This is a genomic window from Mesobacillus sp. (genome assembly GCF_049588175.1).
In the GTDB taxonomy this organism is placed as follows: Bacteria; Bacillota; Bacilli; order Bacillales; family Cytobacillaceae; genus Mesobacillus.
Window position 1 is genome coordinate 1 of record NZ_JBAVFI010000247.1, and the last position, 11074, is coordinate 11074.

General features: G+C 46.9%; 12 protein-coding genes. 1 reads left to right on the plus strand and 11 read right to left on the minus strand.

Annotation, left to right across the window (positions count from 1 at the left end; genetic code table 11):
* The first annotated feature begins 306 nt into the window (after window positions 1–306).
* Window positions 307–636 carry a general stress protein gene (locus WB217_RS06085; protein WP_423991628.1) on the plus strand — a complete coding sequence of 110 codons (330 nt, stop codon included), beginning with the start codon at window positions 307–309 and terminating at the stop codon, window positions 634–636.
* Between the two features lie 96 nt (window positions 637–732).
* Here WB217_RS06085 and WB217_RS06090 read toward each other — a convergent pair whose 3' ends face one another.
* The 11 genes from WB217_RS06090 to WB217_RS06140 form a co-directional block, all read right to left on the minus strand.
* The gene (locus tag WB217_RS06090; protein ID WP_423991630.1) at window positions 733–1752 is read right to left on the minus strand and encodes a thiazole biosynthesis adenylyltransferase ThiF; all 1020 of its coding nucleotides are present in this window, start codon (window positions 1750–1752) and stop codon (window positions 733–735) included.
* Window positions 1753–1852: 100 nt separating this feature from the next.
* Complete coding sequence (locus WB217_RS06095) at window positions 1853–2104, minus strand: hypothetical protein (protein ID WP_423991632.1); 252 nt, start codon at window positions 2102–2104, stop codon at window positions 1853–1855.
* 8 nt (window positions 2105–2112) lie between these two features.
* The gene (gene moaD / locus WB217_RS06100; protein WP_423991634.1) at window positions 2113–2346 is read right to left on the minus strand and encodes a molybdopterin converting factor subunit 1; all 234 of its coding nucleotides are present in this window, start codon (window positions 2344–2346) and stop codon (window positions 2113–2115) included.
* Entirely contained in the window at window positions 2339–2803 is a 465-nt protein-coding gene (locus WB217_RS06105; RefSeq protein ID WP_335428398.1) for a molybdenum cofactor biosynthesis protein MoaE, read from the minus strand. The genes moaD and WB217_RS06105 overlap by 8 nt, the downstream gene beginning before the upstream one ends.
* 39 nt (window positions 2804–2842) lie before the next feature.
* The gene (locus WB217_RS06110; protein ID WP_423991636.1) at window positions 2843–4762 is read right to left on the minus strand and encodes a molybdopterin biosynthesis protein; all 1920 of its coding nucleotides are present in this window, start codon (window positions 4760–4762) and stop codon (window positions 2843–2845) included.
* A gap of 13 nt (window positions 4763–4775) precedes the next feature.
* Window positions 4776–6008: a gephyrin-like molybdotransferase Glp gene (glp, locus tag WB217_RS06115; protein ID WP_423991638.1), complete on the minus strand. Its 1233-nt coding sequence runs from the start codon at window positions 6006–6008 to the stop codon at window positions 4776–4778.
* Between the two features lie 36 nt (window positions 6009–6044).
* Window positions 6045–6641 carry a molybdenum cofactor guanylyltransferase gene (gene mobA / locus WB217_RS06120; RefSeq protein WP_423991640.1) on the minus strand — a complete coding sequence of 199 codons (597 nt, stop codon included), beginning with the start codon at window positions 6639–6641 and terminating at the stop codon, window positions 6045–6047.
* 15 nt (window positions 6642–6656) lie between these two features.
* Window positions 6657–7466, minus strand: a complete 810-nt coding sequence (locus WB217_RS06125; RefSeq protein ID WP_423991642.1) for a formate dehydrogenase accessory protein FdhE — start codon at window positions 7464–7466, stop codon at window positions 6657–6659.
* Window positions 7467–7615: 149 nt separating this feature from the next.
* Window positions 7616–8323: a formate dehydrogenase subunit gamma gene (locus WB217_RS06130; RefSeq protein ID WP_423991644.1), complete on the minus strand. Its 708-nt coding sequence runs from the start codon at window positions 8321–8323 to the stop codon at window positions 7616–7618.
* Complete coding sequence (locus WB217_RS06135) at window positions 8316–9149, minus strand: 4Fe-4S dicluster domain-containing protein (RefSeq protein ID WP_423991646.1); 834 nt, start codon at window positions 9147–9149, stop codon at window positions 8316–8318. Before WB217_RS06135 ends, WB217_RS06130 begins: the two co-directional genes overlap by 8 nt.
* On the minus strand, window positions 9149–11074 hold a 1926-nt coding region (locus WB217_RS06140), incomplete at its 5' end, for a molybdopterin dinucleotide binding domain-containing protein (protein WP_423991648.1). The genes WB217_RS06140 and WB217_RS06135, both read right to left, overlap by 1 nt.

The window sequence follows — 11074 nt, forward strand, 5'->3', positions numbered from 1 at the left end:
AGCGACGAGGAGGCTCAGCGCCAGCCCCTAGAAGAATTTGTTTATGAAATAGCCGGCAGTTGGGCTTTTTCATAATTCTTTCGCGGAAAGCGAAGCGCCTGGAACGAAAATCAACAGACTTGTTTAACAGAGACTGCTATAAATTTACCCGATTTAAATGGATTTGGCACGCATGCAGAGAATTTTCCAATTTATCCTTCCATGTTTAATAGATATGAGAACGGATATATATAGAGTGTAGACGCGGAAGGCATTCATGCTTTCTAAGCTAGTATAGTTAAGATAAAAATCAAGGAGGAAGATACTATGTTAAAAGTAGAAGTAGTTGAAAACGGCGTACAGGCAACGGAAAAGATTAGCTCACTTGAAGCAGCTGGATTCGGCAAAGAAAACATTTATATTTTTGCACATGACGAAAACCGCAGCGAGCATTTGACGGACGCTACTGAAACAGGCGGTGTAGGCTTTAAGGAGCAAGGGTTCTTTGATTCCATCGGCAATATGTTCAAGTCACGCGGCGATGAGCTTCGCAAAAAATTCGAATCACTTGGCCTATCCAAGCAAGAGGCTGAGCAGTACGAAATGGAATTGGACAAAGGTCGTCTCGTTCTTGTTGCTACAGATGAAGTGAAGTAAAAAAAGCGCGAACAGCATAGTCGATCCTCAGTGATCGTTTATATAGAAACCCCCTGTCACTTTTGGCAGGGGGTTTGCGCGTTCGCGTTATAGTTACTATCCGAAAAATCTCTGATAAATGCTCCTTGCATGGGACAAATCCTTTGTGCCGTGAATCAGCGCGCGGCCGTCCTGGAATATAACCAGCCTGTTGTCAGGCATTTCGACCGAAACCAAATATGGATTCCCTTTTACGTGATAGCCCAATTCCTTCATCTTTTCCGCAGTTTCCTGCAAATTCAGCTGCTGCTGATGCGGAGGCCGAATCTGAACTGTATCACGCCCGCACAAAACAGTCGTCTTCGTCATGTTCTCAGCTTCCAGATATGGATATTCAGGATTCTCGCCACATGACAGGCAGCCTGGATCCTTTGCTTTGGACATTTTCATGCTTGTATACTGGTTCCGCCACAAATCGAAGCTGACGAATGAAGTCCTGACCGAGTCCCAGTCTTCCACCAGGATTTTCAGCGCTTCTGCTCCCTGATGGGCAATGGTCATCTGGACAGCAGGACCGATGATGCCCCCCGTATCACAGGTCATCCCTTGAAGCGGAACGGTTTTAAGGAGGCAATTCAGGCATGGCGTCTTGCTGGGAATGATGGTAAAGGTCATTCCAAAGCTTCCGACACAAGCCCCGTATATCCATGGGATTTTATATTTCTGGGAAATATCGTTGATTGCCATTCTTGTTTCAAAATTGTCTGTGGCATCCATAATAAGATCCACGCCGTCAGCAAGTTCTGCTAATTTTTCCGGAGTCGCATCTGCAATATACGCACGTATATCAACATCCGAGTTAATCGCCCGCAGCCTTTTTTCTGCCGCCGCTGCCTTTGGAAGCTTTTCGGCAACGTCCTCTTCGGTATATAGCTGCTGACGCTGCAGATTACTTTCTTCCACATAATCACGATCGACAATTGTCAGCCGCCCTACGCCTGCGCGCACCAGCAGTTCGGCATTGCCAGAGCCAAGCGCACCAGCTCCAATCATCAGCACATGCTTGCTGCGGATTTTCTCCTGTCCGGCCTTCCCAATCGGAGGAAACAGCGTCTGGCGTGAATATCTTTCTGACATGATTATTCCCCCTCATTGAAAAGCGTAAGCAACTAGTGAAAATACCTTTCAACACAGTGACATGTAGACACTGGGCTGACCACTGATAATTTCCACCTTATTATTCTGGCATTTCTCCTGAATAAAGCCGGAGCTCTTCAATAGCGATTTGAATAGCCCTGTCTTCTGTATCGCATAATGACAGGGTTTTATTGAGCATGCTCCAATACCATTCTGAAACAATTCCATACCCCGGTACTACTTCTCTAGTCCATTCACAGATATGGTATTCAAAAAAGCCATCACTTCGTTTAATGATTTTCGCTTTATAATTCTTGCTTGGAGTGAAAATTTCTTTAGTTACTCCCTGCATTAGTAGAATCAGCCGCCCGATACCGGCGGAATAAACGCGATGGTATCTCCCTCTTTGATCACTTCGTCATTTGATGAAAACTCTTCATTGATTGCTGTCATCGATGTATCAAGCTTTTGGACTCCATACTTTTCAGCCACCATTTGCTTCAATTCAGCAACCGTTTTACCGGCAGCTTCGATTTCCACTGATTCATGCCCCGCTTCATCGCGCAGATGGGCAAAGAATAATATTTTATTCATTGAGATCCTTCTCCTCCGGTTTTCCTGTCGGATATGAGACAGTTTCTAGTTGATTTCCGATCCATTCCTGGCCATCTTCCCAATGCTCTTTTTTCCAGATTGGCACGATTTCCTTGATGCGCTCGATGGCATATCGGTTCGCTTCATATGCATCGTTGCGGTGTGGTGTTGAAACGGCAATGACGACGGCAACATCTGTAATAGCGAGCCTGCCGACACGGTGTGTAATCGCAACCTCGGCACCATTCCAGCGCTCCTGGATTTCTGTGCCGATTTGCTCAAGCTTCTTGATCGCCATTGGCTCATATGCTTCGTATATAAGAAAAAGGGTCTTCTTTCCCTTTGTCATTTCACGGACGGTGCCAATGAATGTAGTGATGGCTCCCGCATCACGCTGGACCACTTTATCAATGACGGATTGAACGTTGATTGGTTCTTTCGCTATTTCATAATTCATCATTTTCACCTCAATAAAATTGATCCAAGCCTTTTTGATTTACAGTATAATCGGTTCTGGATTTTCCACCACTGCATATCCGCCGATTTTGGCGACTTCGGCCTTGAAGGCTTCGGATTGGATCACGGACCTTAACCAAATTCCCTTTTCGCTTTCATAAAATGCCTTTGTCATAAGCAAATCATAGTTTTCATCCGCAACCGGGATGAATTCCAGCCCCATTGCCCTGGCTGCCGGGTAAATGCCCAGGCCTGCCGCGTTCTCATTTCCCTTCACTTCAGCAGCGACGCTCAAGTGAGAGAACATTTCACGTTCATAGCCATTTACCTGCTCGGGGGAAATCCCTGTTTCTTTTAACAATAAATCAAACAAAATCCTTGTCCCGGCCCCTTTTTGCCTGTTGGCATAGTCAGCACCCTTCATAGCGATATCGCTGACATTTTCAATTCCAAGCGGATTCCCTTTTGGCAGCATCCAGCCCTGGGTCCTTTTTAAAAATGGATAAAGGACTGCATCCTTCCCGGCAAGAAATTTTTTAACATAGGTAATATTATATTCTTTCGTCTCCGGATCTAGCAAATGAATGCCCGCTACATGGGCTTCCCCTTTTCTGATAGCCATTAATCCGGCCATGCTGCCAACGTGGGAAGAAACGATTTTCATGTCGGTGCGCTGTTTTTTAAGCTGGGAGGATAGAAGATCGATCGTCAAATCATGGCTGCCGCTGAAGACAATCGCATTCTTGATTTCTTCAACCGGTCTGTAAAGCTCTAACTCGACAACATCGCCCTGTTCATACCCAAGCTCTTCCGGCGGTACGACAAGCAAGCCATCTGCACGCACGAGAGACATCGTAACGCCGGCCGCGCGCGTCAGCGGGTTGGCGACAAATTGTCCATCCACATAGCCGATATTCATTCGGACAAAGTCCTCAGCCCCCATCGTAGAGACAATCCTGCGGCCAAGCTTCACCTGCAATGTCTGCCTTTTCGGCTCTGGGACCCCAAGATATTTGCAAACGAGCGGCCTGACAAACCACTCAAGCGCAAAATACGCTGACACTGGATAACCTGGTACACCTATAACCACTTTATTGTTAATCTTTCCAAGGATGACTGGCTTACCTGGCCTTGTTGCGACACCATGGGTAAAAACAGTGCCAAGCTCCTCGAGAATATGCACAGTATAATCCTTAGAGCCTGCTGATGAACCCGCGTTAATAACAACGATGTCAGACGTTTCAACCGCCGTCAACAATGCTTCTTTAATTTTTTCCGGCTCATCTTTTACAATCGGTTGAAGTTGAGGCGTGCCGCCCCAATCCTCGATATACGCGCTAAAAACGGTGCCGTTGAATTCAATGATCCTGCCTGATGAAAGCGAAGTATCGGCGCTGACCAATTCATTCCCTGTCGGAATAATCGTCACCAGCGGCTTTTTCACGACACATACCTGTGTGACCTGTGCCGCGAGGAGGGCCCCAAGGTCTGCAGGGCGCAGTTCATGGCCCTGAGTGAACAGCATCTCCTCCTGGACGATATCCTCGCCGATTGGACGGATATGCTGCCACGGAGTTGCTGGTTCGATGATTTCGATTGTATCTTCATCGATGACATGGATATGCTCGACCATGATCACCGCATTGAATGGTGAAGGGATGGCATTCCCTGTATCAACATAAACAAATTGTTCGCCTTTTTTTAATTGAAGAGGCCTCTGTTCATGGGCTTCATACGTTTCCTCTGCGTTCACCGCGATTCCATCCATGGCTGAAGCATGGTAAAAAGGCATAGAGACATTGGCAAAAACCGGCTCTGCGGTAATGCGGCCAAGCGCACGGCTGGCGGGGACCCATTCCTTTTCACGAGGAAGGTCGAAAGCAGCGAGCACTTCGTCTCTGGCTTCGGCCCGAGGCTTGTCCTCAAGATAGATTTTACGATTATACTGTATTTTGTTCATGATGCCACTCCCCCTATCTCGTCAAAATAACAGGCACATGTTCCCCTTGAGAAATGCCCTCTTTTTCGGAAACAATCTCCACAATCCCATCGCTTTTTACCAAAGTTGTGATCAGGCCTGACTTGCCGATAATCGGATCAGCCCACCAATCTCCATCCTTTTCCTCCAGCTTGACCCTGATGTAATCAGATCTCCCTGGTGAAGAAGCAATATTTTTTACGATTCTCGCAAAAACCCGTTCTGGTTTAGGCTCGATTTTTTCACCTTTTAATCTTCTAAAAACCCTCTCGCCAAACAGCTTGAAGATGATCATTGCAGACGCAGGATGTCCGGGCAGGCCGATGACCGGCTTTCCATCGGCCACCGCAAGGATCGTCGGTTTGCCAGGCTTGATGGAGATTCCATGGACAAACACGCCAGGGTCTCCAAGTGACTGGATGACCTCAGTCGTATAATCCTTTGTCCCGACTGAACTGCCGCCGGAGAGGATCAGACAGTCCGCCTGCTCATACAATTCACGCGCTTTCTGGGAAAATTCCTGATAATCATCACGGGTGATCCCTCCATAGATAACTTCAATTCCCCACTCATTCGCAAGGCCTTTGACGGTTAAGTAATTGATATCACGGATTTGTCCTGTTTCAAGTGATTTCGTTTCATAAGGGACGATTTCATCCCCGGAAGAAAGGTATGCTGCTTTCAGTTTTCGGTAGACTTTCACCTGTGAAATTCCCAATGCTGCGAGAGCTCCAAGCTCCTGAGGACGCAATTTGGTTCCTGCTGCAAGCAGGACTTCACCCGCTCTGATGTCTTCTCCTGCCCGGATGACATTCTCGCCAGGCGCAATCTGCTTATATGTGTTGAGAAGGCCGCCGATTTCCTCACAGTGCTCAATCATGAGAACGCTGTCACTTTCGGGCGGAAGCATCCCTCCAGTCGGGACGTAAATCGCTTCTCCTCTGCCAACCGGCTTGGAAGCTTCTTCGCCCATATGGACTTCACCAGCCACATTCAAGAAGCCAGGCATCGATTCAGAAGAACCAAAAGTGTCTTTCGCAATGACCGCATAGCCATCGACCGTTGAACGGTCAAAGCCCGGGACATTCTCTTCAGCCGTCACATCCTCAGCAAGGATGTAATGAAGTGCCCGGTCAAGCTTTTTTATCTCGGTTTCCTGAATCTTGCCGATTTTTTCATCTATTAAAGCAAAAGTCTCCTCAACGGTTTTCACTTTGAAAAATTGCATACTGCCTAACTTCCTTTCTAGCACCTGAAAAAACTATCAATCCGATTGTGTCATTTTTTTTGCATCTTCATATTCCTCTGGCCGATTCATATTGAAAAATACTCGCTCGAGATTGCCCTCGCAATAAAGCTTTAAATCCTGCTCGTCCAGATAACGCACATCCAGACGGTCGAGCAGATGCTTCATCCTTAGCATCCCTTCTTCGATACAATCCTTCGCAACAACTGCTGCCCTTTTCTGGTAGGCGGCAAAAAGCGGATGCTGCCTGCCTTCGCTGATTGGGACCACTGCTTCATGGTGCTTTAACTCTTTGACGAGGCTTGCAGCAAGCTCTCCCGATACAAATGGCATATCACAGGCGACGACAAAATTCTCTTCATAGTCGGAAGCCTCAAGTCCAGCGTGAATCCCGGCAAGCGGACCAGATTCTTTATATTGGTCCGTTATGGTCTTAATATTTAAAAATTGATAGGTTTCAGGTTCATTCGTTACTAGAATTATATCATCGAATACGTGCTTTAGTTCATCCAATATTATCTCAATATTCGTTTTTTCGTGAAATTTCAGTAGAGCTTTATTTTTTCCCATCCTGCTAGATTTGCCGCCTGATAAAATGATGGCTCCAGCTTTCATTCCACAGCACCTCTTTTAATTTGTCTGTTTTGTTTCACCAGCGGCGTGATAACCGTTCTCCTGGGCAACGAAATCCAGATGAACCGTATTTAAATCAAGCATTGCCGGCGTTGGCTTCACAATATATTGTCTTGTATCAATTATTTTAGTATACCCCTTGCATTCCTCACAAACTTGGATTTGGGCCGCAGACTCTCCTTCAATCGTCAGGAATTGAACCGTTTCATGGTCTTCATTGCCGCAGTGCGAGCAAGTGAGGCGTTTTTCATGCCAGTGAGCTAGGCAGCGAGGACAGTGAAGGACTTTTTTTCCTCCGTCTTCAAGCTGGGCAAGTCGTACAGGTTCACCACAGACAGGGCAGCCCGCACCAAGTACGCCATATTGAATATCATCCTGGACTTTTTCCGCTGTCAGCTGCAAATAAGGACGAAGTACATTTTCTGCTAAAAATTGAGGAATCCACGCATCAATATTATTCTCTTCTGCAAAACTGGCAAAATAAATATGATTAAAGGCAAATGCCTCATCAATCCATCTTTTGGCTGTTTCATCATCCAATGACTTTTTAAGAGATTTCATCGATTTTTCCAGGTTAGGTTGATAGTTCGATAATAGCTCTCCCATATCCTCTATCCACTGTAAAAATAGGGGAATATCAAAATCAATAGCCGCTAAAGCAGTGACTGGCACACCTGCCTCCATTGCCGCTTTATCAAGATTAGGCTGGATACTCTCGGGATTCAGGCTTAGCTTCCACTGTTCCTGCAATCTGATCATTTCTTTCTGCAATTTCTGGTACTCTTTTGAGACAAGGGAATTCTTCATTGCTGCAGCACCTCTTCCTTTTCAAATTTTGAAGGGAATGGCGCCCTGTGTGGATCACCATTCCCTCTCTTGTGAGTTCTTTTCGCAGCGAAGCCCCAGCTTCCCGAGTAAAAATGCTGGTGCGTCAAATACTTGCACTCATCTAAAAATCAAGCGCCTTTTTTCTTGTTCTTATTTTTATCTAAATCAGGGAAATTGCCCTTCTTAACTTCTTCTTCATACCATTCTGTATAGTGATCCTTTGCCCACCAGGCAGGAACTTCACCGGTTATAACGCCGGTATATCCTGGCCTGGAATTCTTGTGGATGACACTGAGATAAATATGGCCGACTACGACAGCAATGGCCAATCCGAAGCCGACATTATGAGCCACATATGCCCATTGGACAACGACTTTCGGGAACAGCGCAGGAAACCACATCGGAAATCCTGAACCGATGATTAGAAACGCAGTCAGGATCTGAATGATTGAGTTGATTTTTTCACCAGCATTAAAGAATGTTTGTTTTACATGCTTGAACTTGAAGCCGAATAGTTCCTTAACAAACTCAGTGAAAAATTGCAGGTCTCTCTTTTTCCAGGTAATAAGCTCCTTGCCCCAGCGCAGAAAGCCTTTAGGATCCATGATCAGCCAGATGAAGGTAGGCGTGATGAAGGTAACCGCGAAAACCCTGTGGAGCATGCGCGCTCCTGCTGGCCCGCCAAGCACTGGATAAAGCCAGTCAAACCATTCTGTATACATGGGCAAGGCCGTGATATAGAGCGCGAAGAAGGAAATGGCGTTCACAGCATGAGAAATGACAAAACCTTTTGAGAAACGTTTAACCTTCACCTCTGATTTTTGCGGTTTACTCATGGCTGCCGCCTCCATCCTCTTCTTGTACTTTACTTTCCTTGTTGAATAACTTGTTGGTTACGAAAGCACCCACGAGTGCCATGCTTGTTGCACCAAGCATCATTTTTCCGATTGGCTGGGCATAATCCTTCCAGACCACTGCAGATGTCGGAACCTTCGGCTTTTCAGGCAATCCATAAACGGAAGGCTTTTCAGCAAGCACATAGATCGTATGTGTGCCGCCGACTCCTTCTGGGTTGTAGATCATCGCGTTAGGGAAACGTCCCTTGATTTCGCCCAGGCGCTTTTCAGCTTTCTTCAGCATTTCTTCTTTCGTGCCGAATTCCATTGCGTCCGTATGGCAGGTTGTGACGCAGGCTGGCTGCATGCCCTCCTCAAGACGGTCCACGCACATCGTACATTTCTGCGCCTTCTTGTACTCCTTGCCATTCTTGTCTTTATAAGTTGCCAATTGAACAACATCAAATGGACAGTTCTGGACGCAATAGCCGCAGCCCACGCATTTATCTGTGTTCACATCGACAGTGCCAAAGTCTGTATAGTGCATGGCATCCTCAGGGCAAACCTTCACGCAGGCAGCTTCGGAACAATGGAAGCATGATGAGTGGCGGAAAAGGTATTCAAGATTTCCTTTTCCGTTTTCGTGTTCAATGAATGACAGCACGTTCCAAGTGTTTGCCGTTACATTCGCATGTGACTGGACACTTCCCTGGAATGCTTCCGGTTCAGCCGGAAGGTCGTTCCAGTTTTTACAGGCAACCATGCATGCGCGGCAGCCGTCACACTTGGTCACGTCGATAAATTTTACATACTCCGCCTTTGCCATTAGTCAGCCCTCCTTACGTTGCAGAGGAATGCCTTATATTCAGGGATCATCGTGTTTGCGTCCCCAATATGAGGTGTTAAGCGGTTTGCTGTATCCCCTGTTGCATATCCTTTATATCCGAAGTGCCATGGCATGCCAATCTGGTGGACCTTTTTGCCATTGACCATATGCGGTTTGAAGCGCTTCGTCACCATTGCGTACGCTTTGACCTCGCCTCGGGCGGAAGTGACGATGACCTGATCCTTGTTCTTAATGCCTTTTTCCTTCGCGAGCTCTTCGCTCATTTCGATGTACATGTGGCCGGCAAGCTCCGATAGCCACTGCTGGTTGCGTGTCATCGAACCTGACTGCCAGTGTTCACTTACTCGGTAGGTCGTCGCCACGATCGGGAATTGCTTCTTCGATCCTTTAAGGTTGAAGTCGCCATCCCACACCTTGATCGTCGGGTTGAATTCCTGGCTTGAGAAGACATTCGGCACAGGGCTTTCAAACGGTTCATAGTGTTCTGGGAATGGACCGTCTGCCAAAGTCGGTGCATAGATGCCGCCCAGGCCGTTTGCCTGCATGATGAATGGGTTTGTGCCGCCTTTTTCAGCAGGGGAAACCACTGCTTTAAAGTCAGGAACATCGTTTCCAACCCATTTTTTCTGTACCGCATCCCACCAGATCACTGCTTTGTCCTTATTCCATGGCTTACCGCTTGGGTCACAAGAAGCACGGTTATAAAGAACACGGCGGTTCATCGGCCATGCATAAGACCAATTCAAGAAGTTGCCCATGCCAGTATCTTTGTTGTCACGGCGTTTTGAGAGGTTCTGTCCATCGGCTGGGTAATATCCAGAATAAATCCAGCATCCTGAACTTGTGGAACCATCATCAGCAAGATTGCCGAAGTTTTCTACCTGCTTGCCAGTTGCGGTGTATGACCCATTGATTTCCTTCGCAATCATATCGAAGTCAGGGTGATCATGATCCCCATAGTTCCAGTAGATCGCATTGATTGGTTTTGCAGCAGCTGAGCTTTCGTTCTTGTACATGCCCTTCAATCGCTGCATAAGCATATGCATGATCTCTAAATCCGCTTTTGCTTCGCCTTTAGGCTCGATAGCCTTCCAGCGGTATTGCATCCAGCGGCCGCTGTTTGAAACCGTACCTTCTTTTTCATAGGAAGAGGCTGCAGGAAGCAGGAATACTTCTGTGTCAATCTTCGACGGGTTGCTGCCTGCTTCTTTTTGCCAGAATGCAGATGTTTCTGTTTCCCAAAGGTCAACCGCTACCATCCATTTCAAGTTACTGAGAGCTTCTTTTTCCTTGCCGGCGTTCGGGCCGCCAACAACAGGGTTTGTTCCAAACAGGAAGGCCCCTTCGAGTTCGCCCTTGTACATGGCATTGAATAGTGCGATATGCGAGTAGTTCTTGTTTCCTTTTGGTAGGTACTGATAGCAGAATTCATTGTTTTTTGTTGCGTTAGGGCCGTACCATGCCTTCAATAAGCTGACGACGAACTTTGGCTTGTTGCTCCAGTAGCCTGTTTTAGGTGTTTCTTTTTCCAGATAGGCTTTCAATGTCGCATTTTCAGGAATTTCAGTTGGCGAATTTAGATATCCAGGCAGCTGGTGGAATAATAATCCGAAATCGGTTGAACCCTGCACGTTGGATTCACCGCGAAGCGCATTGACGCCGCCTCCTGGCATCCCGATGTTCCCAAGAAGAAGCTGGAGCATTGCGTATATCCGGACATTCTGGGTTCCTACTGTATGCTGGGTTGTACCCATTGCATATAAAATCGTACCTGCTTTGCCAGGCTTTCCTGTTGAACAGAACGTCTCCGCCACCTTGAGGTAATCTTTCTTAGATGTACCTGTTACAGCTGTCACTGTATCCACGTCATAGCGGGAATAATGTTTCTTCAAAAGCTGGAATAC